This window comes from Dactylosporangium sp. NPDC049525 (assembly GCF_040676755.1).
Lineage (GTDB): Bacteria > Actinomycetota > Actinomycetes > Mycobacteriales > Micromonosporaceae > Dactylosporangium.
Map to the genome: position 1 here is coordinate 15,624 of NZ_JBFAPO010000062.1, position 26,289 is coordinate 41,912.

Genomic DNA, 26,289 nt, shown 5'->3' on the forward strand with positions numbered 1-26,289 from the left:
CGACGGCGCGCCCGCCGTATCAGCGGGCCGACCAGAGGCGTTCGTTTGCCTGACCATGCCTCGGGTACTGCGGAAGACCTGCATGTTCCCGTTCATGGAGGTGCCGTCAGATGGGCAGCAACAAGCCCGGCAAGGCCATTAAGAATGCCGTGGAATCCGCCGCCGAGAAGGTGGTCGATCTGCTGACCCCGGATGTCCCGGGTAAGCCGGGCAGCGGCACCCCGACCGTCGAGGAGCCGACGGCGCCGCACGCGCCGTTGCCGCCGAAGCAGGAGCAGGGCAGTCCCGAGACGCGGACCCCGACCGGCGCGAAGACCGGCCGGCCCGCCACCGAGCTCGGGCAACAGGGCGCCTACCTCACGACGTCGCAGGGGGCCAGGCTCCGCGACACGGATCACTCACTGAAGGCCGGGCCGCGCGGGCCGATCCTGCTGCAGGACCACCACCTCCGCGAGAAGATCATGCACTTCGACCACGAGCGCATCCCGGAGCGGGTCGTGCACGCCCGCGGTGCTGGGGCGCACGGGGTGTTCGAGGGGTACGGCACGGCCGACGGCGTGACCCGGGCGGGCTTCCTCAAGAAGGGCAAGCAGACCGACGTCTTCGTCCGGTTCTCCACCGTCCTGGGTTCGCGCGGGTCGGCCGACACCGTCCGCGACACGCGTGGCTTCGCGACGAAGTTCTACACCGACGAGGGCACCTTCGACCTGGTCGGCAACAACATGCCGGTCTTCTTCATCCAGGACGGGATCAAGTTCCCCGACATCATCCACGCCGGCAAGCCGCACCCGGACCGGGAGATCCCGCAGGCGCAGAGCGCCCACGACACGTTCTGGGACTTCGTGTCGCTGCACACCGAGGCGCAGCACCACACCATGTGGAACATGTCCGACCGGGGCATCCCGCGTTCGTTCCGGATGATGGAGGGCTTCGGCGTCCACACCTTCCGCCTGGTCAACGAGGCGGGGGAGACGGTCCTGGCGAAGTTCCACTGGAAGCCCAAGCTCGGCGTGCACTCCCTGGTCTGGGAGGAGGCGCAGCTGCTCAGCGGCATGGACCCTGACTTCCACCGCCGCGACCTGTACGACGCGATCGAAGCCGGCGCCCATCCGGTGTGGGAGCTGGGCATCCAGGTGCTCCCGGACACCCCGGACGAGACGTTCGAGGGCATCGACCTGCTCGACCCGACGAAACTGGTGCCCGAGGAACTGGCGCCGGTGCAGGCGATCGGGAAGATGACGCTGAACCGGAACCCGACGAACTTCTTCGCGGAGGTCGAGCAGGTCGCCTACCACCTCGGCAACCTGCCGCCGGGCATCGACGTCACCAACGACCCCCTGCTGCAGGCGCGGCTGTTCTCCTACTTGGACACGCAGCTCACCCGCCTCGCGGGGCCGAACTTCTCGCAGATTCCCGTCAACCGTCCGCACGCCGCCGTCAACGACATGCTCCGCGACGGGTTCCACCAGCAGGCGGTTCATGCGGGCGTCGCGCCGTACCGGCCGAACTCCCTCGACGGCGGTAACCCCTCGGTCGCCACGGATGCCGAGCAGGCGTTCCTCGACGTCCCGGTGACGGTCGCCGAGGCGAGCAAGGTCCGTGCCAGCCCAGCCTCCTTCGACGACCATTACAGCCAGGTCCGCCTGTTCTGGCTGAGCATGTCGCCGGTGGAGCGGGAGCACATCGTCCGCTCCTACACCTTCGAGCTCGCCAAGTGCTACGAGCAGCCGATCAAGGAGCGACAGCTGCTGTCCCTGGCGAACATCGACCCGGTGCTGTGCGCGCAGGTCGCCGCGGGGCTGGGCCTGCCGGCCCCCGAGCCGACCGTGCCGTTGGTGGACGTCACACCGAGCCCCGCCCTGTCGCAGGTCGGTGGGGAGTGGCCCGCCGACGGCCGGACCGTCGGCATCGTCGTCGACCCCGACAGCGACCTCGACGGCCTCGCCGCCCTGCGCGAGACGGTGTTCGCCGCGGGCATGGTGCCGCTGCTGATCGCCCCGCACGGCGGCCTCGTCGGCGGCCTGCCGGTGCAGCGGACGTTCGCCACGGCGCGATCGGTCGAGTTCGACGCGCTGCTGCTCGCCGGAGCCCCCGTGCCGGCCCCGGACGCGACCCCAGCCCGCGACGCGAAGGCTCGCGATGCGAAGGCCGGCGACGCGAAGGCCGGCGACGCGAAGGCGGGCGCCGTGGACCCGCGGGTGCTGCTGATGGTCGAGGAGTGCTGGCGGCACGCCAAGGCGATCGGCGCGTGGGGCGACGGCGCGGCCGTCCTCACCGCGGCCGGTGTCGCCGGTTCGCCGGGCGTGCTCGCGGGCGACGCCGCGGCGGACGTCTTCACCGAACTGCTGCAGCTGATGGGCGCACACCGGGTCTGGGAACGGTTCCCCGCGCCCGTCGCCTGACCGGCACATCAGGCCGTCCCGCGCGCCCGGCGTGCGGGGCGGCCTACCTGCCGGCCACCGGCGCGCACTGACGGGCTGGCGCTGCCCGGCACCGTCGAGCAGGAGCGCGTCATGTGGGAGCGGCTGAGCCGTTTCGCCAGCCGGGAGTATGCGCCCGAGCGGGCCCGGCTGCTGGACGAGTTCCGGGACACCGCGCCGCCCCCGCCACCGCCCTGATCAGGCCACGAAGATGCAGAACGGGTGGCCGGACGGGTCCCGGAAGACGTAGAGCGGCTCGTCGGGGTCGGCGGTCCGGTCCAGGGCCAGCCGGGCCCCGAGCGACTCGGCGCGCTGCCGCTGCCGGTGCAGCTCCTCGACCCCGGAGACGGTGAAGTCCAGGTGCAGCTGCATCGGCACGTCGTGCTCGGGCCAGGTCGTCGGTTCCAGCCGGTCGACCTGCTGGAACGCGAGCCGCCGCGCACCGCCGGCGTCGACGAGGACGAGCCAGTCCGTGCCGTCGTCAGGGCCGTCGTGCGGGGGTTCGTCGCCCGGCCGGTACCGAAGCCCCAGCAGCTGCCGGTAGAACTCGGCGAGTCCACGGGCATCGGTGGTGTCCAGGACGGTGTGCAGCAGCTGCGGATATTCGGTCACGTCTGCCTGCATACCCCGTCCCGGCCGCGGGCTATCGGGATGGTGCCGAGGTCCTCCTTTGGTCGGAGACGCGCCACCACCCATCGGCCGCAGGTGCGGCGCCGGGCAGGAGGTGCGGGCCCGCGGCGGTCGGCATCGTCGACGGCATGATGACTTTCCGTCCGGTGCTGCGCTGGCATCGACCGCTGCTGGTCCTCGCGGCCGTCATGGTGCTGCTCGTCCTGGTTTCTCTCGCCGGCCTGCTGGTGGACGACCGCCGCCTGCTCGGCGTGTCGGTGTGGCTCAAGCCGCTGAAGTTCGGCATCTCGTTCACCGTCTACGCGCTGACCCTCGCGTGGATGCTGTCGCTGGTGACGCGGGGCCGCCGGATCGCCGACGCGGCCGGCACCGCGGTCGCGGTGGCCGGTCTCGCCGAGGTCGGCATCATCGTGTTCCAGGCGGCCAGGGGCCATCTGAGTCACTACAACGTGGCGACCGACCTGGACGACACGCTGTGGATGTGGATGGGCATCACGATCGGCGTGCTGTGGGTCGCGACCCTGGTGCTGGCCGTGGTCCTGTTCTTCGCCCCGATCGGGGACCAGGCGAGCCGGTGGGCGGTCCGGCTCGGCGTCGTCGTCGCCCTCGGCGGCATGGCGGTCGGGCTGCTGATGCTCAGGCCGACCCCGGAGCAGGAGGCGGCCGACGTCGAGACGGTCGTCGGCGCCCACAGCGTCGGCGTGCCCGACGGGGGACCGGGCATGCCGCTCACCGGCTGGAGCCTGACCGGCGGCGACCTGCGGATCGCGCACTTCGTCGGCATGCACGGGCTGCAGGCACTGCCGCTGCTGGCGATGCTCATGGCCGCCCTCGCCGGCCGCGGGATCCGGCTCGACCCGGTCCGGCGGGCGCGCCTGGTGCTGGTGGGCGCGGCCGCGTACGTCGGGCTGGTCGCCGTGCTCACCTGGCAGGCGCTGCGCGGGCAGCCGCTGCTGCACCCGGATCCGGCGACCTGGGCCGCGCTCGGCCTGCTGGTCGTGGCCGCGTGCGTGGGCGCCGTGTCGGTGCTGCGCACGCCAGGGCACCGATGAGCCGCCGGGCGGGCAGGTCATATGGTGAGGCGGTGCTCACCCGGCTGTTCGACGAGCGGTACGCCGTCCAGCGCCTCGTGCTGCTCGCGCTCTGCGGTGTCGGGTACCTCGTGCTGCTGCGTGACCCGGCCGAGCCGCGCACCTGGATCTCATGGGCGACCGACGCGGCGGCCCTGCTGCTGACGGTCGGCTGTGTCCGGTGGCCGTTCGCCGGCGCCCTCGCGCTGGCGGCCGTCCTCGCAGTTGCGGACGCCGGCTCGCCGGTCGAGCCGGTCGTGCCCGCGGTCGGTGCCAGCTGGGCGGTGCTCGAGCTGGCGCTGCGGGTGCCGGGCCGCCGTCTCGGCACCGCCGTCGCCGCCCTGGGCCTGGTGCACGTGGCCGACGACTGGCGGCTGCTGCCCGGCGAGACGGTCGGCGTGCTCTACAACGTCGTCATGCTGGTCGGCGTGCCGGTCCTGTTCGGTGCGAACATGCGCTCGGCGCGCGAGCTCGCCCGGCAGGCCGAGGAGCGGGCGGCGGCGCAGGCGCAGCGCCGGCACGCGGACACCCGGGCCGCCCGCGCCGACGAGCGCACCGCGATCGCGCGGGAGCTGCACGACGTGCTCGCCCACCACGTCGCCTCGATCGTGCTGCGGGTCGGCGTCGCCCGGCACGTGATCGCCGGCGCCGACCCTCGCACCGGCGCGGTCCTCGACGACGTGCACGCCACCGGCAGCGCCGCCCTCGCGGACCTGCGCCGGCTGCTGATCCTGCTGCGCGACCCGCACGCGCCGGTCGGGGAGGCGGCCGTCATGTCGATCGAACCGGCCGCGTTGCCGGCCGGGATCGACGCGGCCGTGGACCGCGCCCGCCGCGGCGGCGTGACCGTGGAGACCGCCGTCGATCCTGCCGTGTCCACATTGGACGCGATCCGGTGCCTGGCGGTGCTGCGGCTCGTCCAGGAGGGGCTGACCAACGTGGCCCGCCACGCCGGTCCGGAGGCGCATGCCCGGGTGTGCCTGACGATGCGGGGACCGGTCCTGGAGTGCGAGATCACCGACGACGGTCGTGGCAGCGATGACGGCGGCGCATCTGGCACGGGTCACGGCATCATCGGCCTGCGCGAACGCGTCGACGTCATCGGCGGCACCTTCGAGGCCGCCCCGATCGCGGCGGGGGGCGGCGGCTGGCGGATACGGGCGGTGCTGCCGCCGCCGGCGACGTCCGCCGGCCGTGACCTGACCGGGTGGCCGTCGTGATCCGGGTGCTCCTCGTCGACGACCAGCAGCTCGTCCGGGCCGGGCTGCGGATGCTGTGCGAGTCCGATGTGGACATCGAGGTCGTCGCCGAGGCCGACAACGGCCGCGACGCCGTCCGCCTCGCCGGCGAGCTGCACCCCGACGTCGTGATGATGGACCTGCGGATGCCCGGCATGGACGGCACCACCGCGACCGCGCGGATCCGGGCCGCCCACCCCACCTGCCGGGTCGTCGTCGTCACCACGTTCGACGACGACGACCACCTGTATCCGGCCCTCGCCGCCGGCGCCTGCGGCTTCCTCGTCAAGGACGCCGCACCGGCGGAGCTGCTGGCCGGCATCCACCGCGCCGCCGAGGGCGACAGCCCGTTCAGCCCCGGGGTGCTCCGCCGGCTGGTCGACCGGGCGGTCCGGTCCCGCGAAGCGGAGCCGGCCGCGGTGCTGCCGAGGATCACCCCGCGGGAACATGACGTGCTCCAGCTCGTCGCGGCCGGCCTGACCAACCAGGAGATCGCCGACCAGCTCCACCTGGGCATCACCACGGTCAAGACCCACGTCACCAGCCTGATGACGAAGACCGGCAGCCCCAACCGGGTCCGCCTCGCCATGCTCGCGGTCCGGGCGTCACGACCACCGTCGCCTGACACCACCGCATGAAACGCCGCGTGCGGTCACCGGACGGCGCTGCGGCCCGCCGGCGTCATCGTCGCGACTTCTGGTAGCCGGGGTGCGGGTTCGGTGGCGCCGGGCCGGTACGGCAGGATCTGCCCAATGGGGTCGAAGCGAGTGGCCGAGCGAGCCGGGGACCTGCTGACGGGCTGGGTGGACCGGCTGCCGCCGCGGCTGCGCCGGCTCCTGCCGCGTGAACTCGTCGGGTTCGCGATGCTGGGCGCGTTCACCCTGTCCGTGGACCTGGCGCTGCTGGTCCTGCTGCGGCACACGACCGCGCTGCCGTTGCCGGTCGCGGTCTCGATCGCGTATCTCAGCGCGTTCGGGCTCAACTTCGTCCTGAACCGCACCATCAACTTCCGTTCGCACGCGCCGGTCGGCCCGCAGGTGCTGCGGTATGCGCTGGTCGCGGTCGGCGACTACCTGCTGACCGTCGGCGTGTCCTCCGGACTGGCGGCGGTGGGCCTGGACTTCCGCGTCGCCCGGCTCGCCGCCTCGTTCACGGTGGCCGTCTTCACCTACACCACCTCACGCTGGTGGGTGTTCCGCGACCGGCCGGCCGCTGCCGTGCCGGCGCCGCAGGACGTGGCCGCCGACCGCAGCAGCAGCACCGTGTGAGGTAAACGCCGGTCCGGCGCTGCCGTGACCGGCTCAGGCGTCCGGGTGCGGCTGGATCTCCTGGGTCACCGCGATGACCCTGGTCAGCGCGGCGTGCAGTTGGAGCAGCTCGTCGATCGGCATGCCGAGCCTGGCGACGACGGCGGCCGGGATCTTCTCCGCCTCGGCCCGCAGCGCCTGGCCGGTCCCGGTCAGGGTGACGGCGAGGGTCCGCTCGTCCTGTGCCGACCGCCGGCGGCTGACGAGCCCGGCCGTCTCCAGGCGCTTCAGCAGCGGCGACAGGGTGCCCGGGTCCAGCTGCAGCAGCCGGCTGAGGTCCTTGACCGACAGCGGTGCGTATTGCCACAGCGCCAGCATCACCAGGTATTGCGGGTGGGTCAGGCCCATCGGCTCCAGCAGGGGCCGGTAGAGCGCGATGACGTTGCGCGAGGCCACCGCCAGGGCGAAACACACCTGCTGGTCCAGCGCCAGGGGATCGCGGGCGTCCAACGGTGCGGGGTGGGTCACGTTGCTCGGGGCTCCTCTGCGGGTCGGCGTCGTGCAATACTCATGGTACACCAATCGTTGGTACACCAAGTATTTCGCACAGCTGGGAGGTGGGCAGATGTTCAAGCGTTCCCGTGACGGGCGGCCCAAGGTGAAGAAGGACCGGATGGGCAACTTCTTCTTCCAGATCTTCGGGCCGGCCACCGTGGAGGGCGCCATCCAGGGCTGGAGCCCGGAGGCGCGCAACCAGTACAAGCAGATGCGCGAGCGGCAGAAGGCAGCGCGCTCAGACTGAGCGCAGGCGGCGCAGCGACGGCGCCACCAGGACCGTGGCCACACCCGCCACGGCGATGGCCAGGGCCGGCGTGCTCAGCTCGGCGACCGCGCCGAGCACCACCGGTCCGATGCCCTGCAGCGCCATCATGCCAGTGGAGAACAGGGCGAAGAGCTGCCCGCGGCGGTCCTGCGGGGCGGCCGCGAGGAAGGCGCGCTGCAGGCCCAGCCCGAAGGCGAAGCCGGTGCCCGCCACCACCAGCAGGCCCACGAGGACCGGCAGCGACGGCGTGGCCAGCAGCGCGATCAGTGGCGTGCCGAGCACGACGACGAACGCCGGTGCGGCCCGCTCCCGCAGCGTCGGCCGCAGGAAACGGCCGGCGACGAAGTTGCCCAGCAGCATGCCGACGGCGGGCGCGCCCATCAGCACGGCCCCGGTCCCGGCGGGGAAGCCGCGGCCGGCGCCGTAGGCGACGAGCAGAGCCTCCGCGCCGGCGACGAACGCCGACGGCAGCCACTGCGCCAGCAGCAGCCGCCGGATGGTGCGGTCGGACAGCAGCGCGACCGCGCCGGTCCAGCTGTCGCGGACCGCCCCCGCGCGTTCCTGCGCGGGCGCGGCGGGCCGGGCGGTGGCCGGCAGGCCGAACCGGACGACGGCGGCGGCGAGCACGTGGCAGCCGGCGGCGAAGAGCAGCGCCGGGCGCGGTCCGACGGCGGCCACCGCGACGCCACCGCCGGCGAGCCCGAGCAGCTGCGCCGCGGACGAGGACATGTTCGACACGGACCGGCCGAGGACGTAGGCGTCGCCGGCCAGCCGTTCGGCGATGACCCGGGCCGCCGCGCCGGCGAACACCGGGGTACCACAGGCGATCACCGCGACCAGCGTGAGGCTGACCGCCACCGGGAGGTCGAGCAGGCCGAGCGCGGCGGCCAGCAGCGCCTCCACGGCATAGCCGGCCACGATGAGCGGCCGGGGGCGCAGCCGGTCGGTCAGCGAGCCCAGCAGTAGCCCGCCGACGACCTGCGGCAGGAACCCGGCACCAAACGCGAGGGCGCTCAGCAGCGGCGAGCCGGTGCCCGCGTACACGAGCACCGACAGCGCGAAGATCTGCAGGGACATGGCGCCGATGGCCAGGGTCCGGGCCACGAACAGCGCGCGGAACGACCGCTCCGCGAACACTTCGCGGTAGGTGGCCGGGCGGTCGGCGACAGTCATGCCACGAGCCTGCGGGCGCGCTCGTCAGCGCACGAATGATACGCCCTGTGGCGTAAGGTAGGGGCCATGCTGCGGTTCGTCGTGGGGGCCGAGGACCTGCTGCGGACCCGGTTCGCACTCTCGCCGGTCTTCGAGCTGCACCACCTGATCCGCGCCCTCGCCAGCCCGCACCGCCAGGGCGTCCCCGAGGCGTGGCTGGCCCGGCTCCGGCCGCGGTTCGCGCCGCTGCGCGCCGACCCGGCCGTGGACGCCGTCCTCGCGCTGCACATGCCGGGGTCCGGCGCGACGTTCTTCTCCCCGCCGCCGCAGGCGCTCGGGCAGACGATCGAGGACGACCTCGCCGCCCTGCGCGCCGCACCACCGGCCGCGGTCCGTGCCGAGATCGACTTCTATCTGCGCCGCCGCGACATCACCGGCGCCGCGCGGACGGTGCTGACCGGGCCCGACGTCGTCGACCGGCTGGCCGACCTGCTCGCCGCCGCGTGGGCGGCGCTGCTCGCCGACGACTGGCCGCGGCTGCGCCTGCTGTGCGAGCGCGACGTGGTGCACCGCGTCGGCGAGCTCGGCCGGGCCGGCTGGGCCGCCGCCCTCGCCGGGCTGCACCCGAAGGTCCGGTGGCGCGACGGCGGCATCGACCTGCTCGTCCGCGCCCGCCGGGAGACCGGGCTCGACGGCGCCGGGCTGCTGCTCGTCCCGTCGGTGTTCGTCTGGCCGGAGATCGCGGTGTTCGCCGACGAGCCGTGGCCCAAGGCCATCGTGTACCCGGCCCGCGGCGTCGGCACCCTGCTGGAGCACGGCCCGCCCGAGGCGCCGCCGCAGCTGGCGGCGCTGCTCGGCCGGTCCCGGGCGCTGCTGCTGGTCACGCTCGCCGACCCGGCCAGCACCAGCCAGCTGGCCCGCGCCCTCGGCATGGCCACCGGCGCGGTCGGCGACCACCTCGCCGTCCTGCACCGGGCCCGGCTCGTCGAACGCGCCAGGTCCGGCCGGTCAGTGCTGTACCGCCGCACCCCGCTCGGCGACGCCCTGGCCGGCTGAACCCTGGCTGACCCTGGCTGACCCGGCCCGGCGCGGTGTTGTCGTGCAGCTGTCATATTTCCGAGGGATCCTTGCCATGCCACCGCGTGACGATGGTGGCAGTGACGATCGCCGATTCGACGCGACGGGGGGCTCCGGGATGACCGCGATGCACCGCTCGGATGGGACCGACTTCAACCTGCGATGTGACGGCTGTGGACTGATCGTGCGCGGTCTCGGCGCCGTCCTGCACCGATGGGATCTTGCGTGGAGCCTGCTGCGCCGGTACGGCTGGGTCGGCGAACGCTCGGCGGGTGGCCCGCACGGCTGCCCGCGGTGCGCCCGGCACGGCGCGCCGGTCACGTGAAACCCACGTAGGCAGCACCTACCGCCGCAGATCGCACCGGTGCGTCCATGCCGGTTGGCAACTCGATGCGCATATCGGCCAACCTCAAACGTTCGGGTGAGATCCGGTATACAACCGGCACGATAATCTCGGGCCGTGACGCGGGAAACGCTTCGATCAGCGGCGGGCCCCGCGGTCGATGGCGCCGCCATGCGGTATGTGTGGGCGGCCGCAGGGGTCGCCGCCCTCGGCACCGTCTGGTGCGTGGGGTATCTCGCCGCAGGTGTCGGCACCGAGGCATTCGCGTACACGTTCGTCCCGGTCGGCGGGGTGCTCGCCGTCGCGTCCGTCCAGCAGATGCTCCGCGGCAGCGACCTCGACCCGGTCGCCCGGCGGTTCTGGCGGGCCATGCTCGTCGCGATGGCCATGGTCACGGTCGGCTACGGCTGGCTGGCGGTCGACATGCTCACCCACGCCGCCGAGGCGCACACGCGCACCATGCCGCTGCCCGCCGCGGCCTGCGTCGCGATCGGCTTCGGGATCGCCATCTGGGCGGTGGCCCGGGTGCCGGTGGTCGCGACCGGCGGCGTCGAATGGTGGCGCATGCTGCTGGACCGCACGATCGCGTTTCTCGGCTGTGCGGCGGTGTTGTGGTACGCCGGGCTGGCCCCGATGCTGTCCGCCCGGGAGCCGTGGAGCCGGCAGGCCATGGTGCTGGTCGGGCTGGCGTTCCTGGTCGCGGTCGGCGCCGCGACCAAGGTGTCATACGTCGCGGGCGGCCCGGTCGACCGCGTCGCGATCCGGCTCATCGCGGCCAGCGGCGGCGTCACCGCCGGGTTCGTCGCGGTGCTCGCGGTGCGGTTCGGCTACGCGGCCGCGGTTCCCGCCCAGGCGATCGTGATGCCGCTGACCCCGGTGCTGGCCACGCTGGGCGTTGCGGCGCAGTGGCGCGCCAATCTCAGGCCCCGCCCGGCCGCGACCCGCGTCGGCGTGCTGCTGCCCTACCTGGCCGTGGCGGCCGTCGACGTGCCGCTGATCACGGTCGCGTTCGGCGCACCGCTGCACTGGCCCGTGCGCGTCGTCCTGATCGCGGCCGTCCTGGTGACCGCGCTGGTCACGGTCCGGCAGTACATCGCGTTCCGGGAGAACACCCGGCTGCTGCACAACACCCGGGTCCAGGAGGAGCGGCTGCAGTACGAGGTCAGCCACGACGGTCTCACCGGACTGGCCAACCGGGCGCTGTTCCGCGGCCGCCTCACCACCGCCCTGGCCAGGACGGGACACGCGTCGGTGCTGCTGGTCGACCTCGACGACTTCAAGACCGTCAACGACCTGCTCGGCCACGGCGTCGGCGACCGGCTCCTGGTCGCGGTCGCGCAGCTGCTGCGCGCCGAGGTCGGCGACGACGGCCTGCCGGTGCGGGTCGGCGGCGACGAGTTCGCGGTGCTGCTCACCGGGTCCGCCGACGCCGAGGAGCTGGCCGGGCGGCTGCTGGCCGCGCTCAACCAGCCGATCAGCGAGCACCGGCTCCTCGTGCAGGCCAGCATCGGCATCGCCGCCGCCGGGCCGGGCGCGACCGTCGACTCGGTGCTGCGCGACGCCGACGTCGCGATGTACACCGCCAAACAGGGCGGCAAGGCGAGCTTCGTGCGATACGTGGACGGCATGGGCGAGCCGGTGCTGGCGCACATGCAGCTCGGCGGGGAGTTGCGACGGGCGCTGGACCAGGACGAGCTGCGCGTGGTGTACCAGCCGATCCTGCGCCTCGCGGACCTGCGGGTGGTCGGCGTCGAGGCGCTGGTGCGCTGGCATCACCCGGTCCGCGGCGTGGTCGGCCCGGCCGAGTTCATCCCGGCCGCCGAACGGACCGGCCTGATCGTGCCGCTGGGCCGGTTCGTGCTGCGCGAGACGTGCCGCCAGGCGGCCGCGTGGCTGTCGGAGTTCGGGCCGGACGCGCTGCACGAGGCGGCCCTCAACGTGTCCGGGCGGCAGCTGCACGACCCCGACTTCGTGTCCGACGTGACCGCCGCGCTCGCCGGCAGCGGCCTGCCCTGCGAGCGGCTGGTGCTCGAGGTGACGGAGTCCGCGGTGCTGCGCGGCCAGCAGGTCTCCCGCACGCTCTACGAGCTCGACCGCATGGGCATCCGCCTGGCGCTGGACGACTTCGGCACCGGCGAGTCGTCGCTGAGCCTGCTGCGCGCGTTCCCCGCCGCCATCGTCAAGCTCGACAAGTCCTTCGTGGACGGCATCGAGATCGACGACGGTCAGCCCGCCGCTGCCGACGCCCGGCAGGCGGTGGCGCGTGCGGTGATCCAGCTCGCCCATGCCCTCGGCCTGGACACCGTCGCCGAGGGCGTCGAGAGCGCCGAGCAGGCGGCCGTGCTCCGCGAGCTCGGCTACACCCTCGGCCAGGGCTACCACCTCGCCCGGCCGATGACCGCCGACGGCGTGTCCCGCCTGCTGGCCCGCCAGCAGGCCCTGGCAGCCGCAGACCACTGACCACACACCCCGGGTGATCAGGTGCTGGCGTCTGTGCGGAGTCGCCCGGAGAACGTCGTGTCGTGTGTAGATTGGCATGACGCCGCCGAAGGCCCGGCGCGACCCGGAAGGCCTGGCTGCGGCGAGCGGCAGCGACCAGGACGGAGGTGGCGGTGGCGGATCCGTATCGGGCCCTGCGGCGGCTCCTTGCCGCCGGGCACCATGCCCGCCCGGAGGACCTGCCGACGCTGGCGATGCGGATCGCAGCTGACCTGGCCGCCGAAGCGGTCGTGCTGTACCTGATCGACTACGGCCAGCACCACCTGATCCCGATGTTCGGAGCGGGCACGCCGGCACGCGACCCGGTCGCCGTGGACGGCACCATGCCCGGGCGGGTGTTCGCCGTCGGGCGTGCGCATTACGGCGACCCGACCCGTGTGTGGCTCCCGCTCATCGACGGCACGGAGCGTCTCGGCGTGCTCGAGCTCGTGCCGAGGACGTCGTCGCGGCGGCGCCGCCGAACCGACGACACGACGCTTGCGTCGGTGTTCGCCGAGCTCATCGTGGCCCGCCGGCTCTACGGCGACGCGATCGAACACACCAGGCGACGGGAGCCGATGCAGGTCGCGGCCGAGATCGTGTGGAGCCTGCTGCCGCCGTTGACGTTCGCCACCGACATGGTCACCGTCACCGGCATCCTCGAGCCGTGCTACGACATGGGCGGCGACACGTTCGACTACGCCGTGCACGGCAACATCCTGCACCTTGCGATGTTCGATGCCATGGGTCACGGCATGGCCGCCAGCACGCTGACCGCGGTGGCGCTGTCGGCATACCGCAACGCCCGCCGCTGCGGCCTCGATCTGCTCGACACCTGCAAGTCGGTCGACAAGTGGATCGCCTCGCAGTTTCCGGCCCGGTTCGCCACCGCAACCTTCGCCGAACTGGACACCAGCACGGGCGTGCTGCGACTGATCAGCGCCGGGCACCCGGCGGCGCTGCTGCTGCGCGACGGCCGGCACGTCAAGACGCTGCCCGGCCCGACGTATCTGCCGCTCGGCCTCGGCCTGGAGACCGCGGCGCCCGTCGTGGTGGAGGAGGCGCTGGAGCCAGGCGACCAGGTCCTGCTGTACACCGACGGGGTCATCGAGGCCCGCACCGACACCGGTGAGTTCTTCGGTGTCGAGCGGCTCGTGGAGTTCATCGGCCGGGCCCTCGCCGACAAGGTTTCCGCACCGGAGACGATGCGGCGGCTCATCCACGCGATCCTGGCCCACCAGCACGAGCAACTGCAGGACGATGCGACCGCGCTGCTCGTCCGCTGGCACCCGGACACCGGCGCCACCGCCCAACCGCATCGGGCCGCCGCAGCGGTGCGGCGCTTGTCCCCGCTGCGGAATCTCCTGCGCCGGCGCAAGCCCGCGGCCGTCCGCCGCCGAGGAACACCGTGACGTCCAACGCAGGCCCAGCGGGTGGTCAGGTGGCCGGTGCCTCCGAGGAGCGCCGCGGCAGCGTGGCGATGTGGCCGTAGAAGTTGCGGATCTGCATGACGACACGGTCGTAGTCGTCGAGGTTGATCGGCTTCGTCACGTAGGCGTTGGCGTGCGCGCTGTAGGTCTCGTAGACGTCGCTCTCCGCCGCTGACGTGGTGAACACGATCGTCGGGATCGACTTGAGGTCCTCGTCGGCCTTGATCTCGGTGAGGGCCTGGCGGCCGTCGACCCGCGGCATGTTCAGGTCCAGCATGATCAGATCGGGGCGGGGTGCGGCGGCGAATCGGCCCTCCCGGCGCAGGAACGCCAGCGCCTCGCCGCCGTCGGCGACGTGGTGCAGTTGGCTGCCGATGCTGTGCTCGGCGAATGCGCTCTCGACCAGTGCGACGTCGCCGAGGTCGTCCTCGACGATCAGCACCTGCAGCGGCGGCGGATCAGGGTTCACGGCGTTGAGGGTACCGCCCACCGGCCCGGCGGCCCGGACGCCGGCAACGGGGCGGCCGGTCGTAGCTGCACCGCGGCCGATCGGCCGACCGAACAGGTCCATGACGCGGGGTGGCCGTCCGGTCATGCAGCGTTACACTGCGGGCGTGCGGGTGCTCGCGGAGCCGGTCGCCGCCGCAGCCTACTTCACCGCCGTGCTCGGCGCGGCGGCACGGAAATTCGTCTGTTTCGCTGTCCGCACCGCCGTTCGGCTCGGCAGCGGGAACGGTTTGACCGTTGCGGCCAGTCATCGCCCTTTCATAAATTCAACGACGACGATGTCAAAGGTACGGAGGCGGCGTGCGCGATCTTTTCCGGCGTTTCCCGGCACCCGGTCGGCGGCTGGTGTCCTCGCCGATCCTCCCGCCCGAGGCCAAGGCGGACTACCCGGCGCTCGCGGCGGACTTCGAGGCGCTGCGGCAGGTCGAGGAGCGGTTCCAGCGATACGATCTCGAGGCGCTGCGCGGCCAGCACAGCTACCGGCTGCAGGGCGTCGTCATGCTGGTGGGCACGGCGTTGCTGACCGGCCTGGGCGGGCTGCAGGCGGTGCTGTCGGACCAGCGGTGGCCGTCCGCGGTGCTGGCGGTGCTGGCCGTCGCCCTCGCGGGTGTGTCCCAGTTCGTCGCGGAGGACCACGCGCTCGCCGACTACCGGCTGGCGCGGGTCCAGGCCGAACGGCTGCGGGCGCTGTACTTCATCTATCTCGCCCGGGTCGAGCCCTACGACGGCGAGGATCGCGTGCGCCTGGTCAGGCGGGCGGTCGACCTGATCGACGACGGCGAGGAGCTGGCATGACCGACCGTGACACGCAGTTCCGGGAGTTGTACGAAACCCACCGCATCCAGGAGCAGCAGCGCTTCCTCGAAATGCGCCGGGACGAGTTCCGCAACGCCTACAAGCAAGGTGTCCGGCTGCGCAACGGGCTCCTGGTGCTGTCCGCCGTGGTCGGCGCCGGTGCGCAGGTGTTCACCGGGCCCAACTCGGCCACGGCACGCGGAGTGGCCGGCCTGATCGCCGCGCTCATCGCGGCCATCGCGGGCGCGGTCGCCGGTTACAGTGCGCTCATGGGCTTCTCCAGCCTGCGACGTTCCTACGCGGACGCGCGGAAGGGAGTAAGCTCCGCCGGACACCTCTGGCGCGAGGCACCGGACGACCCGGAAGCACTGCTGCGCGTCGAAGAGGTGCTGCGGACCGAGAACGGACATTGGGGGCAACTGGTGCTCAGAAACGCTGAAGGCACGGCCCCGCCCGGCATCCAACGGTGACGCTCACGGTCCTGGCCAGCGGCCATCTCATCGACACGCCCGACCGTCCGGTCCCGCGGTTCCCGCAGCGTGCCGCCGGCGACGTCGCCCGGCTGGTCGGCCAGGCCCTCGACGACTGGCACGTCGGGCCGGGATCGGTGCTCGTCTGCGGCGGCGCGCGCGGCGCCGACCTCATCGCCGCCGAGGCCGCGCTCGCCCGCGGCGCGGCGGTGACGCTGTGCCTGGCGATGCCGGTGGCGGAGTTCGAGGCGTCGTCGGTCGCGCTGCCCGACACCGACTGGAGCGACCGGTTCCACCGGGTCATGCAGCACAGCGACGTGCGGGTGCTGGCCGACGCCGGCGTCGGCGACGACCGGTTCAGCCAGGTCAACCAGTGGATGGCCGACCTGGTCAAGAGCCTCGACGACCGCCCGTGCGTCCTGCTGGTCTGGGACGGCGGCACCGGCGACGGCCCCGGCGGCACGGCCGACATGGTGACCCGGCTCGGCTACGACGTGACCGACCCCCACGTGCGGATCATCGACCCCACCACGCTGTGACCTCCCGGCGGTGACGACACCGGGGCCGATGGGCGACCGGCACCGGCCGCGGGAGGTCCCGGAGGTTCCGGAACGCCGCGGGCTCCGGTCACGCTGAGGCGATTTGCCTGTGGCATTTCATCGATGGTTCGATGAAGATGGATGGCGTTGCCATTCGGGTGCCACACCGGCGGGGGTTTCTGTGACAGCTGTCAGCGAGGATCAGACCGAGGCGTTGCCGCCGCTGCCGCTGCCGGGGGAGCGCAACTGCCCGTTCGGGCCGCCGCCGGAGTACGAGGGCCTGCGCGCCGACAACCCGGTGATCCGGGTGGCGTGCCCGACCGGCGTGGACGCCTGGCTCGTCAGCCGCTACGCCGACGTCCGGCAGATCCTCGGGGACCCGCAGCTGTTCAGCAACCGGCCCGGCGTCGCCGCGCACATCCTGCTCGGGTATGGCGGGGACACCCCGATCACCGAGGGCGAGTTCCCCCGCATGGACGGCGCCGAGCATCTGCGGTTCCGCCGGCACATGGCGCCCGAGGTCTCGAACATGAAGCGGATCAACCAGCTCCGCCCACTGGTGCAGAAGATCGTGGACCAGCGGCTCGACGCGCTGGCCGCAGCCGGTGCGCCGGTGGACCTGTACGCCGAGTTCGCCAGGCCCGTCACCACCGCCGTGATCGCCGCGCTCCTCGACGTGCCGGAGGCCGACCGGGGCCTGTTCCAGCGGGCCGCCGAGGCGCTGTCCGCCGGCGGGTCCAGCGCCACCGATGTCGCGTCGGCGCTGCAGCCGCTGTTCGAATACCTGTACATGATGGTCGTGACCCGCCGGGCCGAACCGGGCGAGGACGTCATCAGCCGGATGATCGTGCGCAGCGACCAGACCGACCGGCCGTTCACCGACATCGAGCTCGTCTCCATGGCCGCGGCGCTGCTGATCGCCGGCTACGACACCACCGCCAGCCTCATCAGCCACAGCATCGTCGCGCTGCTGGAGCACCCGCAGGAGCTGGAGCGGCTGCGCGCCGACCCGTCCCTGGCGACGGCCGCCGCGGAGGAGATGGTCCGCTACCTCGGCGTCGGCGGCGGCCTGTTGCGGGAGGTCACCCAGGACACCGAGATCGCCGGGCAGCAGCTGAAGGCGGGCGACTACGTGGTCGTGGCGATCCAGTCCGCCAACCGCGACAGCGCCCTGTATGCCGACGGCGACCGGCTCGACGTCGGCCGGACCAGCGGCGCGCACCTCGGCTTCGGCCACGGCCCGCACCAGTGCGTCGGGCAGCAGCTGGCCCGCCTCGAGCTCACCGCGGTCCTCGGCACCGTGCCCCGGCGGATCCCGTCGCTGCGGCTCGCGGTGCCGTTCGACGAGATCCGGTTCAAGGTGGACAGCTCGGTGCTCGGCCCGGTCGCGGTGCCGGCCGCCTGGGACGAGATCGTGCCGGCGCTGGAAGCGGGCGCGTGATGCGGGTTGAGGTGCACGCGGACTGGTGCATCGGGTCCGGGGTCTGCGCGCTCGTCGCCCCGGACGTGTTCGACCAGCGCGACGACGACGGCGTGGTGGTGCTGCTCAACGCGCGCCCCGACGCGCGGCACCAGGAGGCGGTGCACGACGCCGCGACCCGGTGCCCGGCGGCCGTCATCGAGGTCCACGACGGCGGCTAGCCAGGGTCCGACGGCGGTTAGCCGGGGTCCTCGACGGCCTCCACGGAGATCAGGACGACGCCGAGATCCCGGATCTTCATGAGCAGCCCGTGCAGCTCCGCCTGGTCCGCGACGGCGCCGCTGATGCTGGTCGTGCCGTCCCGCTCGTGGGTCAGGGTGCGGTCCCCGAACCAGGCCGCCCAGTGCTCGTCGAGGTGCCCGCCGACCCGGATGCGGTATCCGGCGGGCACGCTCATGCCGTCGCCCGCGCGGGGCTGTGGCGGGTCCGGGCGGGGCGGCGGCGGATGACGTATTCGGCGACCGCGAGGTTGATGGCCCAGCCCGCGCCGAGCATGAGGTCGGTCTTCGGTGTGCCGGCGCCGAACAGTGACTCCCCGATGCCCTGGGTGAAGGCCTGGGTGCCGGCGCCGAGCGCGAGGGCGTAGGCACGGGTCATCCAGGCCCGGTGGCCGGTGATGTCGCGGCGGCGGATCGCGGCGAACCCGAGGACGATGGCGGCGGCCATGCCCGAGCCGAAGGCGAGCCGGAACACGTAGAGCAGGACGCCGGTGTGCTCCTGGTAGCCGTAGAACTGCGTCATCCACAGCGCGGAGCCCGCCACCGCCAGGCCCAGCGCGACCAGGACCCGCCCGGCCGCCCGGTGCCAGGCCGGCCGGCGCCGTCGCAGCGCGGAGGAGAACTGGAACGCGCCGAGGATGGCGTACAGGATCGCGCTGACGATGTGCACGACCACGGGCGCCGGCGATGCGGCGATGCGGGGGTTCGCCGGGAGCGTGTGCGGCCCCCCGGCCAGTTCGACCAGCCGGGAGGTCCCGGCGATGACCGGGATCAGGGCGAGGGCGATCAGCGCGACCGGCACCCACCCGCCCGCCCGGGTCCTCATGCCGCGGCCACCGGGTCGAGCCGCGGGTCGGTGACGCCCGGCAGGGCGGTCCGCTGCGCCCGCCACAGCGAGTGGCCGAGGCCGATGAGGGCGACGCCGGTGGGCACGGCGAACAGCCGCTGGTTGACCTGCGGCAGCAGCGGGATCAGCACGGTGGCGAGGGTGCCGCCGGCGAGGACCGCCGCGGCCCACCGGGCCAGGACGCCGGCGCGGAACAGCGCGATGCCGAAGACGAGGCCGCCGCCCAGGTACGTGACCGCGGAGGCCAGGTTGACGGCCTGCATCAGGCCGACGTCGCCGGTCGCGTGGCCGCCGGTGGCAACGGCGAGGACGTCGCTCACGTAGCCCGGCGAGGTGTGCGCGATGGACGGCAGGACGACCAGGCCGACGACCTCGACGCCCAGCATGACGAGGTAGCCGGCGCCGAACAGGAGGTACCCGAGCAGGCCGAGCACCCCGGCCTGGCGCACCTGGGACAGGTACATGCCGGTGATGCCGGCGAGCGACAGCACGGCCATGACGACCTTCATGCTCTGACGGACCTTCCACTCGGTCGTCGTGATGAAGTCGACGTCGAGGTGGGGGTGCTTGATCTGCACGGTGATGAACAGCAGGCCGGCGACGACTGCGGCGACGCCGGCGGCGCGGGTGAGCCCGGAGGTGGTGACGGTCATGCGGCTGACGGTAGGTGCCGGCCCGATCGGCGGGCATCACCACATGATGTGACAGGGCTGGTTACGGGGCTGGTTACAGCAGGCCGCGTTCGCGGGCGCGGCGGACCGCCGCCCGGCGGCTGGTGACGTCGAGCTTCGTGAAGATGTGCTTCGTGTGGGCGCGCAGCGTGTTGAGCGACACGAACAGCTCGCGGGCGATCTGCGGCCCGCTGAGCTCGCTGTCGAGCAGGCGCAGCACCTGCAGCTCCCGCCCGCTCAACGGGCCGTCCGCGGGCGCCACGAGGTTCAGCAGGCGGCGGCCGGGATCGCCGGCGGCGCGCAGCAGCTCCGCCATGGGCGCGCCGCAGTCCAGGAAGAGCCGCGCGTAGCCGTCCGGCTCGGGCGCCTCGGCGAACGCCCGGCCGAGCGCCTCGAGGGCGTGCGGCCGGTCGCCCCGCGCGTCATGGGCGAGCGCCTGCAGGACGCGTGCCTCGACGAGGCTGCCGGCGCGCCCGGACGACTCGGCGGCGGCGGCGACCCGCTCCAGCAGGCCCAGCGCCTGGTCGATCACGCCGGCACCGTCGCCCGCCCGGTGCTGCGCGACGATCAACCGCACCAGGGTGAGATGGTCGAACTCGCGCAGGTAGGTGACCTCGTCCGCGGCGGACAGGCCGCGGTCCCGGGCCCAGCCGGCGGCCTGCGCCAGGTCGCCTCGCGCGATCCACATCCGGGCCCGCACCGCCGGGATCGGCCGCACGTCCGGGAAGAAGCCCCGCATGTACAGCTGCTCGGCCCGGTCCAGGAGGGCGCCGGCCTGCTCCGGGTCACCTTCGGCGTCGGCGACGCGTGCCATCGCCACGAACCACCGGTGCCGGCCCTCGGTGGTCGACGCGTGCTCACCGAACGCCGCGGCGGTCTCGAGGTGCCGCCTGGCGCCCTGCAGGTCCCCGGCCTCGTGGTCGAGCTCGCTCAGCGCCACGTGCAGGTCCGCGGTCGCCCGCGGCACCGGTTGGCCCTGCTCCTGCGCCAGCCGCAGCATGTGTTCGCAGAGCCGGCGGGCGGTGCCGGGCCGGCCCGCGGCGAGGTGCATGTCGGCGAGCAGCACCGTGCCGCTGCGCTCGTCGGTCAGGTTGCCGGCCGCGTGCAGGCTCGTCACCGCCTGCGTGAACGTCTGCAGGGCCACCGGCACGTCCCCGGCCGCCCACGCGGCGAGCCCGAGGAGCCCGGCCGCGGCGCCGCGGGCGAGGTGGTCCTCGGGCCCGGCCAGGTCGAGTGCCCGCCGGGCGTGTCGCGCCGTGCCGGGGACGTCGCCGTGCGCCTGGGCGAGCGCCGCCCGGTACACCGCGATGGTCGCCGGCAGCGTGTGCAGCTCCGCGCTGTCGGACCACGGGGGAGCCGCCCCGTCCGGCACGGCGGCGAGGGCCCGCTCGGCGTCGGCGAGCCTGGGCTCGACCGCGGCGAGGTCACCGAAGGTCAGGCGCATGTGTCCATAGGAGACACTCAGCACCGGGCTGCGCCGCACGACGGCGTCGGGCAACGCCTGAAGCCAGCCGAACAGCACCGCGTCCTGCCGGTGCCGGCGCAGCGCGGGCACCGCCAGCTCCATGAGGTGCGCCGCCCGGTCGTGGTCCACGGCGGCGAGTGCGTGCCTGACCGCGTCCTCGGCCAGGTCGTGCCGCTCATACCAGCCGCTGGCCCGCTGGTGCAGCACCGGCACCTGCCCGGGTCGCTCGCTGAGCAGCCGCGCCCGCAGCACGTCGGCGAACAGGTGGTGGTAGCGGTACCACTCGCGCCGGTCGTCCAGAGGGACGAGGAAGAGGTTGGCGCGCTCCAGGGTCACCAGCATGCCGCCGGCGTCTTCGTGGCCGGTGACGGCACCGCAGAGCGGGCCGCTGAGCCGGTCCAGCACGGAGGAGTCCAGCAGGAAGTCGCGGACCGGACCGGGCTGCTTCCGCAGGACCTCCTCGACGAGGTAGTCGACGATGTACCGGTCGTTCCCGGCGAACCGGGCGATGAAGCCCCGCACGTCGTCGCGGCCCCGGATGGACAGCGCGGCGAGCTGCAGCGCGGCGATCCATCCCTCCGTGCGCTGCTCCAGCACCGCGACGTCCGGCGCGGCGAGGTCCAGCCCCGCCACCTCGTTGAGGTACGCGGCGACCTCGCCGGACGTGAAGCGGAGGTCGGCGGCCCGGATCTCGACCAGTTCGCCGCGGACCCGCCAGCGCGACAGCGGCAGGTCAGGGTCGGCGCGGGTGCTGAGCACCACGTGGACGTGCGGCGGCAGGTGCTCCAGCAGGAACGCCATCCCGTCGCGGACCTCGCGGTGCTCGACCAGGTGGTAGTCGTCCAGCACCAGCCACACCGGGTGCGGCACCGCCGCGAGATCGTTCACCAGCGCGGTCAGCACCACCTCGATGGGCACCGGGGTCGCGTCGAGGAGCTCCAGGACACCCGGACCGAACCCGGGCACCGCGGTCCGGAGCGCAGTCACCACGTACGTCCAGAAGGACCCGGGCTCGTTGTCCGCCGCGTCCAGCGAGAGCCACGCCACGCAACGGTCCTCGCCCAGGAACTCGGCGAGCAGCGTCGTCTTGCCGAACCCGGCCGGCGCGGACACCAGCGTCAGCCTCGACTCCGCCCCGCGCCGCAGCCGATCGCCCAGCCGCGGGCGGGTCACCAGCGCACGTCGTAGCTTCGGGACATACAGCTTGGTCGCAAGCAACGGACGCGCCATGGGACTCCATTTCCAGGACGCACACCCGTCGCCGGGGCCGTGCGCCGCACCTCACGGTAGTCCACCGCGCCCGCGGGTAGATTGAGCGGATGCGGCTCACCAAGTACGGCCATGCCTGCGTGCGCCTCGACGACGGCGACCGGGCCCTGGTGATCGACCCGGGCGTCTACTCCGAGCCGGCGGCGCTGTCCGGCGCCACCGCCGTGCTCGTCACCCACGAGCACGCGGACCACGTCGACGTCGCCGCGCTCGCCGCGGCCAGGGCCGCCGACCCGGCGCTGACCGTCTACACCCACGCCGCCCTCGCGGGGGAGCTCGGCGCGGTCGCCGTCGAGGTGGGCGACACGTTCACCGCGGCCGGGTTCACCGTCCGCGTCGTCGGCGGCGTCCACGCCGAGATCATCGACGGCCTGCCCGGCTGCCCCAACGTCGGGTTCGTCGTCGAGGGCGTCTACCACCCGGGCGACGCGCTGTTCGTGCCCGCCGAGCCGGTCGACACCCTGCTCGTCCCGGCGTCCGGGCCGTGGGTGAAGCTCGGCGAGGTCATCGAGTTCGCCCGCCGGATCGGCCCGGCCCGCGCCTTCCCGATCCATGACGTCAACCTCAGCGTCCACGGCCTCGAGTCGTTCGACGGCTGGCTGGCGGAGACGGCCGGCACCGACTACGCCCGCGTCCCGCTGGGCGGCTCGGTCGACCTCTGACGGCCGCCCCCGGGCGGACCCGCGCCATGACATGAATGAGCGTGGCCGTGGACTTTCGGCGGTGGTGTCATGCACAGCAGACTGAGTTTCCCACGAACTCCGCGACGCCGGTTCGCACATGTCGCGCAATTTGATCTATGCCAAAGGAGTGGACCCACCGAACGGACGGGTCGTGCGGGCCGAGAAATCCGTTACTATTCGAGCCTGACGTTCGGATCGCGTGGGAAATGAGTACCCGTGTCGGATACCGCGACGGCGGAAGAGCCGCTGGCCGCTCTGGTCGATGTGTTGTTGCAGGTCAACGCCTTGTCGGACGCCAATGTGCGCGACATCCTGGTCGAAGAGACGGCGGCTGTGCTGCGCCGAAAGTTCACCAGCCGTCGCACGCCCGACGCGCGCGACGATCTATTGTCGCTGATCCATTCTCTGGATCTGCTCAGCGGCGGGGTGGTCACTTTCACCCGGGTCGTTGCGGGGCATCATCCGCTGCCGCCGGCGCTGCGGGCGGCGAAGCTGGCCGGCGATATCAGAGGTGACCTGCTGTTGTCGGGGCCCGACCGGCAGGACCTGTGCCGGATTCTCGGCGTGGCCGGCACATCACCGGTGTTCGGGGCGCTGGGCGAGCTGTCGGCGGTGCCCGAGCTGCAGGACTTCCGCATCTGGCAGGACTGGCCGGCCGTGGTCATGGTGATGGAACGCCAGCCAGTGCCCGGCGGTGGCGTGCCGCCCCTGCTCGCGTTCGTCACGCGTCTCGCCCGGCTGCTGGACAGCAACACGGGCAGTGCGCTGCGGCGCTGGGCGGCCAACGTCGCCGGCGGTCTCGGCGTGACGGAGGTGGAGCACGACGCGCTCAGGCTCGGCGACCGGGACGACGAGTCCTCCGGCCCGCGCCGGCGTCCCGGTGGCGCCAGGCCGATCCGCGGCAGCCTGCCGTTGCAGAACCAGAACTTCACCGGCCGGGCGGCGCTGCTCGAACGGCTCGCCCGGACCCTCGCCTCGGGCTCCAAGGCGGCCGTGCTCCCGCACGCGGTGCACGGCATGGGTGGTGTCGGCAAGACCCAGCTCGTGCTGGAGTATGTCTACCGGCACCTGGAGGACTACGACCTGGTGTGGTGGGTGCCCGCCGACGCGGCGTCCGGCGTGCTCGCGTCGCTGGAGCAGCTCGCGGGCCCGCTGGGCATCCGGCCCGGTGACAATGCGCAGCAGACCGCCCGCCTGGTGCTCGACGCCCTCGCCGCCGGGGCGCTCAAGTGGCTGCTGGTCTACGACAACGCCAACGACCTCGACTCGATCGACGAGTATGTGCCCTCCACCGGCGGGGATGTCGTGGTGACCACCCGTAACCGGGAGTGGGCGGCCGTCGGGCTCTCGATCGAGGTGGACGTCTTCGAGCGGCACGAGAGCATCGACCTGCTCCGCCAGCGCACCGCCAACAGCATCAGCACCGTCGACGCGGACCGGCTCGCCGAGCGGCTCGGTGACCTGCCGCTGGCGCTGGAGCAGGCGGCCGCCTGGCACCTGCTCACGAAGATGCCGGTCAGTCAGTACATCGACCTGCTAGAGCAGCACCAGAAGGAGCTGCTGTCGGAGGGCAAGCCGGCCGGCTACCCCGCCTCGGTCGTCGCGTTCGTCACCCTGGCGATCGAGAAGTTGCGCAGCGACGCCCCGGCCACGGCACAGCTGCTGGAGCTCTTCGCGTTCCTCGGCGGCGAACCGGTGCCCGTGTCATTGCTGCGGTACGGGCGGGACGCCGACGTGGTGCAGCCGCTGCGTGCGCTGCTGGGCGATCCCATCAAGATCAACCTCGCGGTGCGAGACCTCAACCAGTACGGCCTGGTCAAGGTCGACAACGCACAGCGCCTGCAGGTCCACCGTCTCGTCCAGGGGGTGCTCCGCGACGCGCTGGACGACCAGCGCGCCGACGAGATCCTGCGCAGCGCGCAGAACCTGCTGGCCCAGGCGAATCCGGGTGACCCGGATGAGAAGGACGGGCGCGCCGACCTGGACCGGCAGCGCGAGATCGGGCCGCACCTGGAGTCGGCGGACATGATCCGTGCCGTGCGGATCGAGGCGCGGTCCGCGGTCGTCGACCATGTCCGCTACCTGTACAACATGGGCGACTACGAGAACAGCCGCCGTATCGCCGAGGACGCCGTCCGGCAGTGGGAGACCAGCGACGAGCACCCGAAGCTCGGCTACAACGGCGAGCTCACCCTGCAGGCCCGCGCCCACACCGCCAACGCCATGCGGGCGCTGGGCCAGAGCGATCCGGCCGACGAGCTGACCAACGACACGTATGACCGGATGAAGCAGTATCTCGGCGAGAACGCGAAGTCGACCATTGTCCTGGGCAACCAGATGGGTCAGGCCCTGCGTATCCGTGGCGCGTATGCGGCATCGCTGGCCTTCGCCGTCGAGTCGCTCGACCGGCATCAGGCGGCGCTCGATCGCGGGGAGTTCCTGCGCGCCGAGCCGTATGTCCTGCGGGCCCAGTCAAACCTGGCGGTCGCCTACCGGATGGTCGGCGACTTCGCCGAGGCGGCGAACCTGGACCAGGCGACGGTGAACTACTGGGAGCGGTCCGAGCAGCTGGCCACCAGCTTCGGCGCGCTCGAGGCGTACATGAACATCGCTCGCGACTACTACGGGCTGGGGGCCTACAAGGCCGGGCTCGCGGTGCTGGACGGCTGGCGCGGATCGCTGCTGGATCAGCGCAGCACGGGGCACCGTCTGGTGCTGGGGTCGGGGCGGACCTACGGCATCATGCTCCGCAAGGACGGGCAGCTGCGGCAGGCGGCCGGCGTGCTGAGCGAAAACCTGGAGCAGACGCTGCAGCGGTTCGGGGCCAACCACGAGTACACCGTTGCCGTGCTGTGCAGCTACGGCAACGCGCTGCGGCAGCTCGGCGACACGGACGGCGCGCTGGAGCACATCACCGAGGCGGTGCGCCGCTACAAGGAGTATTTCGGCGACGACCACCCGCTCACGCTGGTCGCGCTCGTCAACGAGGCCGTGGCGCGGCGGGCGGCGGGGGACTATGCCACCGCCATGACGCTGGACGCCCTGGCCTACGAGCGGCTCACCGACGTGCTCGGGGGCGAGCATCCCTACACGCTGTGTGCCGGCACGTCGCTGGCCACCGACCATTCCGTGCGCGAAGAGCACGAGGAGGCCCGGGCACTGTCGGCGGAGATGCTGCAGCGCAGCCGGTCCGTGTCCGGCGGGCCGCACGAGGTGCGCAACAACGCCGAGCACCCCTACCTGCTGGCCCGGGCGATCAACCTCGCACACGACCTGCGGGCGACCGGGGCTACCGACGAGGCGCAGACGCTGCTGCTGGACTCGCTCGCCGGCCTGCGCCGCGCCCTCGGCGACAGCCATCCCGAGGTCATGACCGCGGAGCGCGGCGACCGCCTCGAGGGTGACATCGAGGCGCCGCCGACCTGAGCCCGCCGACC

At 72.8% G+C, this 26,289-nt stretch carries 25 protein-coding genes; 17 read left to right on the forward strand and 8 right to left on the reverse strand.

The features are described 5' to 3' along the window. The first annotated feature begins 110 nt into the window (after nucleotides 1–110). Nucleotides 111–2,402: a catalase gene (locus AB0K00_RS47890; protein ID WP_363536551.1), complete on the forward strand. Its 2,292-nt coding sequence runs from the start codon at nucleotides 111–113 to the stop codon at nucleotides 2,400–2,402. 216 nt (nucleotides 2,403–2,618) lie between these two features. Here the strand turns inward: AB0K00_RS47890 and AB0K00_RS47895 are convergent, their stop codons facing one another. Then, nucleotides 2,619–3,032, reverse strand: coding sequence for a VOC family protein (locus AB0K00_RS47895; protein WP_363536554.1), 414 nt, complete (start codon nucleotides 3,030–3,032; stop codon nucleotides 2,619–2,621). A gap of 146 nt (nucleotides 3,033–3,178) precedes the next feature. On the opposite strand from AB0K00_RS47895, the gene AB0K00_RS47900 reads away from it, so the two are divergent. From AB0K00_RS47900 to AB0K00_RS47915, 4 genes are all read left to right on the forward strand, one after another. Continuing rightward, a complete protein-coding gene (locus tag AB0K00_RS47900; protein WP_363536556.1) occupies nucleotides 3,179–4,102 on the forward strand; it encodes a hypothetical protein in 924 nt (307 codons plus the stop codon). Nucleotides 4,103–4,134: 32 nt separating this feature from the next. Then, complete coding sequence (locus tag AB0K00_RS47905; RefSeq protein ID WP_363536559.1) at nucleotides 4,135–5,340, forward strand: histidine kinase; 1,206 nt, start codon at nucleotides 4,135–4,137, stop codon at nucleotides 5,338–5,340. Beyond that, nucleotides 5,337–5,996, forward strand: coding sequence for a response regulator transcription factor (locus AB0K00_RS47910; RefSeq protein WP_363536561.1), 660 nt, complete (start codon nucleotides 5,337–5,339; stop codon nucleotides 5,994–5,996). Before AB0K00_RS47905 ends, AB0K00_RS47910 begins: the two co-directional genes overlap by 4 nt. 114 nt (nucleotides 5,997–6,110) lie before the next feature. Continuing rightward, nucleotides 6,111–6,626, forward strand: a complete 516-nt coding sequence (locus AB0K00_RS47915) for a GtrA family protein (RefSeq protein WP_363536564.1) — start codon at nucleotides 6,111–6,113, stop codon at nucleotides 6,624–6,626. Between the two features lie 33 nt (nucleotides 6,627–6,659). Here the strand turns inward: AB0K00_RS47915 and AB0K00_RS47920 are convergent, their stop codons facing one another. Then, nucleotides 6,660–7,133, reverse strand: coding sequence for a MarR family transcriptional regulator (locus tag AB0K00_RS47920; RefSeq protein WP_363536567.1), 474 nt, complete (start codon nucleotides 7,131–7,133; stop codon nucleotides 6,660–6,662). Nucleotides 7,134–7,230: 97 nt separating this feature from the next. Here AB0K00_RS47920 and AB0K00_RS47925 point away from each other — a divergent pair, with 97 nt between their 5' ends. Continuing rightward, nucleotides 7,231–7,407, forward strand: a complete 177-nt coding sequence (locus AB0K00_RS47925; RefSeq protein ID WP_363536570.1) for a hypothetical protein — start codon at nucleotides 7,231–7,233, stop codon at nucleotides 7,405–7,407. Here the strand turns inward: AB0K00_RS47925 and AB0K00_RS47930 are convergent. Further along, on the reverse strand, nucleotides 7,399–8,601 hold the full coding sequence (locus AB0K00_RS47930; RefSeq protein ID WP_363536573.1) for an MFS transporter: 1,203 nt from the start codon (nucleotides 8,599–8,601) through the stop codon (nucleotides 7,399–7,401). The two genes, AB0K00_RS47925 and AB0K00_RS47930, sit on opposite strands and share 9 nt — an antisense overlap. A 66-nt stretch (nucleotides 8,602–8,667) precedes the next feature. Here AB0K00_RS47930 and AB0K00_RS47935 point away from each other — a divergent pair, with 66 nt between their 5' ends. The 4 genes from AB0K00_RS47935 (at nucleotide 8,668) to AB0K00_RS47950 (ending at nucleotide 13,890) form a co-directional block, all read left to right on the forward strand. After that, nucleotides 8,668–9,636, forward strand: a complete 969-nt coding sequence (locus tag AB0K00_RS47935; RefSeq protein WP_363536576.1) for a winged helix-turn-helix domain-containing protein — start codon at nucleotides 8,668–8,670, stop codon at nucleotides 9,634–9,636. Between the two features lie 148 nt (nucleotides 9,637–9,784). After that, nucleotides 9,785–9,982 carry a hypothetical protein gene (locus tag AB0K00_RS47940; RefSeq protein WP_363536579.1) on the forward strand — a complete coding sequence of 66 codons (198 nt, stop codon included), beginning with the start codon at nucleotides 9,785–9,787 and terminating at the stop codon, nucleotides 9,980–9,982. 189 nt (nucleotides 9,983–10,171) lie between these two features. Continuing rightward, nucleotides 10,172–12,460, forward strand: a complete 2,289-nt coding sequence (locus AB0K00_RS47945) for an EAL domain-containing protein (RefSeq protein WP_363536582.1) — start codon at nucleotides 10,172–10,174, stop codon at nucleotides 12,458–12,460. Nucleotides 12,461–12,612: 152 nt separating this feature from the next. After that, entirely contained in the window at nucleotides 12,613–13,890 is a 1,278-nt protein-coding gene (locus AB0K00_RS47950) for a PP2C family protein-serine/threonine phosphatase (protein ID WP_363536585.1), read from the forward strand. A 25-nt stretch (nucleotides 13,891–13,915) separates the two neighbouring features. Here the strand turns inward: AB0K00_RS47950 and AB0K00_RS47955 are convergent, their stop codons facing one another. Next, entirely contained in the window at nucleotides 13,916–14,377 is a 462-nt protein-coding gene (locus tag AB0K00_RS47955; RefSeq protein WP_363536588.1) for a response regulator, read from the reverse strand. A 338-nt stretch (nucleotides 14,378–14,715) separates the two neighbouring features. On the opposite strand from AB0K00_RS47955, the gene AB0K00_RS47960 reads away from it, so the two are divergent. From AB0K00_RS47960 to AB0K00_RS47980, 5 genes are all read left to right on the forward strand, one after another. After that, nucleotides 14,716–15,210 (forward strand): DUF4231 domain-containing protein, encoded by a 495-nt coding sequence (locus tag AB0K00_RS47960; RefSeq protein WP_363536591.1) that lies wholly within the window; start codon nucleotides 14,716–14,718, stop codon nucleotides 15,208–15,210. Continuing rightward, nucleotides 15,207–15,680, forward strand: a complete 474-nt coding sequence (locus AB0K00_RS47965; RefSeq protein ID WP_363536594.1) for a hypothetical protein — start codon at nucleotides 15,207–15,209, stop codon at nucleotides 15,678–15,680. Before AB0K00_RS47960 ends, AB0K00_RS47965 begins: the two co-directional genes overlap by 4 nt. Beyond that, the gene (locus tag AB0K00_RS47970) at nucleotides 15,677–16,219 is read left to right on the forward strand and encodes a hypothetical protein (RefSeq protein ID WP_363536597.1); all 543 of its coding nucleotides are present in this window, start codon (nucleotides 15,677–15,679) and stop codon (nucleotides 16,217–16,219) included. Before AB0K00_RS47965 ends, AB0K00_RS47970 begins: the two co-directional genes overlap by 4 nt. Before the next feature lie 181 nt (nucleotides 16,220–16,400). After that, on the forward strand, nucleotides 16,401–17,660 hold the full coding sequence (locus AB0K00_RS47975; RefSeq protein WP_363536600.1) for a cytochrome P450: 1,260 nt from the start codon (nucleotides 16,401–16,403) through the stop codon (nucleotides 17,658–17,660). Next, a complete protein-coding gene (locus AB0K00_RS47980; protein ID WP_363536603.1) occupies nucleotides 17,660–17,860 on the forward strand; it encodes a ferredoxin in 201 nt (66 codons plus the stop codon). The genes AB0K00_RS47975 and AB0K00_RS47980 overlap by 1 nt, the downstream gene beginning before the upstream one ends. A gap of 17 nt (nucleotides 17,861–17,877) precedes the next feature. On the opposite strand, the gene AB0K00_RS47985 is transcribed toward AB0K00_RS47980, so the two are convergent. From AB0K00_RS47985 to AB0K00_RS48000, 4 genes are all read right to left on the reverse strand, one after another. Further along, on the reverse strand, nucleotides 17,878–18,096 hold the full coding sequence (locus tag AB0K00_RS47985) for a hypothetical protein (RefSeq protein WP_363536606.1): 219 nt from the start codon (nucleotides 18,094–18,096) through the stop codon (nucleotides 17,878–17,880). After that, nucleotides 18,093–18,743 carry a DUF2306 domain-containing protein gene (locus AB0K00_RS47990; protein WP_363536609.1) on the reverse strand — a complete coding sequence of 217 codons (651 nt, stop codon included), beginning with the start codon at nucleotides 18,741–18,743 and terminating at the stop codon, nucleotides 18,093–18,095. Before AB0K00_RS47990 ends, AB0K00_RS47985 begins: the two co-directional genes overlap by 4 nt. Then, nucleotides 18,740–19,417 (reverse strand): hypothetical protein, encoded by a 678-nt coding sequence (locus tag AB0K00_RS47995; protein WP_363536612.1) that lies wholly within the window; start codon nucleotides 19,415–19,417, stop codon nucleotides 18,740–18,742. Before AB0K00_RS47995 ends, AB0K00_RS47990 begins: the two co-directional genes overlap by 4 nt. 73 nt (nucleotides 19,418–19,490) lie before the next feature. Beyond that, on the reverse strand, nucleotides 19,491–22,130 hold the full coding sequence (locus tag AB0K00_RS48000; RefSeq protein WP_363536615.1) for a LuxR C-terminal-related transcriptional regulator: 2,640 nt from the start codon (nucleotides 22,128–22,130) through the stop codon (nucleotides 19,491–19,493). Nucleotides 22,131–22,219: 89 nt separating this feature from the next. On the opposite strand from AB0K00_RS48000, the gene AB0K00_RS48005 reads away from it, so the two are divergent. Both AB0K00_RS48005 and fxsT read left to right on the forward strand, forming a co-directional pair. Beyond that, nucleotides 22,220–22,831, forward strand: coding sequence for an MBL fold metallo-hydrolase (locus AB0K00_RS48005; protein ID WP_363536618.1), 612 nt, complete (start codon nucleotides 22,220–22,222; stop codon nucleotides 22,829–22,831). Between the two features lie 237 nt (nucleotides 22,832–23,068). Beyond that, entirely contained in the window at nucleotides 23,069–26,278 is a 3,210-nt protein-coding gene (gene fxsT, locus AB0K00_RS48010; protein ID WP_363536621.1) for an FxSxx-COOH system tetratricopeptide repeat protein, read from the forward strand. Nucleotides 26,279–26,289 lie beyond the last annotated feature (11 nt).

Coding starts and splice junctions, on each gene's coding strand:
- AB0K00_RS47925 (WP_363536570.1), top strand. CDS start 7,231: ATGTTCAAGCGTTCCCGTGACGGGCGGCCCAAGGTGAAGAAGGACCGG.
- AB0K00_RS48005 (WP_363536618.1), top strand. CDS start 22,220: ATGCGGCTCACCAAGTACGGCCATGCCTGCGTGCGCCTCGACGACGGC.
- AB0K00_RS47995 (WP_363536612.1), bottom strand. CDS start 19,417: ATGACCGTCACCACCTCCGGGCTCACCCGCGCCGCCGGCGTCGCCGCA.
- AB0K00_RS47965 (WP_363536594.1), top strand. CDS start 15,207: ATGACCGACCGTGACACGCAGTTCCGGGAGTTGTACGAAACCCACCGC.
- AB0K00_RS47990 (WP_363536609.1), bottom strand. CDS start 18,743: ATGAGGACCCGGGCGGGCGGGTGGGTGCCGGTCGCGCTGATCGCCCTC.
- AB0K00_RS47900 (WP_363536556.1), top strand. CDS start 3,179: ATGATGACTTTCCGTCCGGTGCTGCGCTGGCATCGACCGCTGCTGGTC.
- AB0K00_RS47985 (WP_363536606.1), bottom strand. CDS start 18,096: ATGAGCGTGCCCGCCGGATACCGCATCCGGGTCGGCGGGCACCTCGAC.
- AB0K00_RS47980 (WP_363536603.1), top strand. CDS start 17,660: ATGCGGGTTGAGGTGCACGCGGACTGGTGCATCGGGTCCGGGGTCTGC.
- AB0K00_RS47945 (WP_363536582.1), top strand. CDS start 10,172: ATGCGGTATGTGTGGGCGGCCGCAGGGGTCGCCGCCCTCGGCACCGTC.
- AB0K00_RS47940 (WP_363536579.1), top strand. CDS start 9,785: ATGCACCGCTCGGATGGGACCGACTTCAACCTGCGATGTGACGGCTGT.
- AB0K00_RS47890 (WP_363536551.1), top strand. CDS start 111: ATGGGCAGCAACAAGCCCGGCAAGGCCATTAAGAATGCCGTGGAATCC.
- AB0K00_RS47915 (WP_363536564.1), top strand. CDS start 6,111: ATGGGGTCGAAGCGAGTGGCCGAGCGAGCCGGGGACCTGCTGACGGGC.
- AB0K00_RS47930 (WP_363536573.1), bottom strand. CDS start 8,601: ATGACTGTCGCCGACCGCCCGGCCACCTACCGCGAAGTGTTCGCGGAG.
- AB0K00_RS47935 (WP_363536576.1), top strand. CDS start 8,668: ATGCTGCGGTTCGTCGTGGGGGCCGAGGACCTGCTGCGGACCCGGTTC.
- AB0K00_RS48000 (WP_363536615.1), bottom strand. CDS start 22,130: ATGGCGCGTCCGTTGCTTGCGACCAAGCTGTATGTCCCGAAGCTACGA.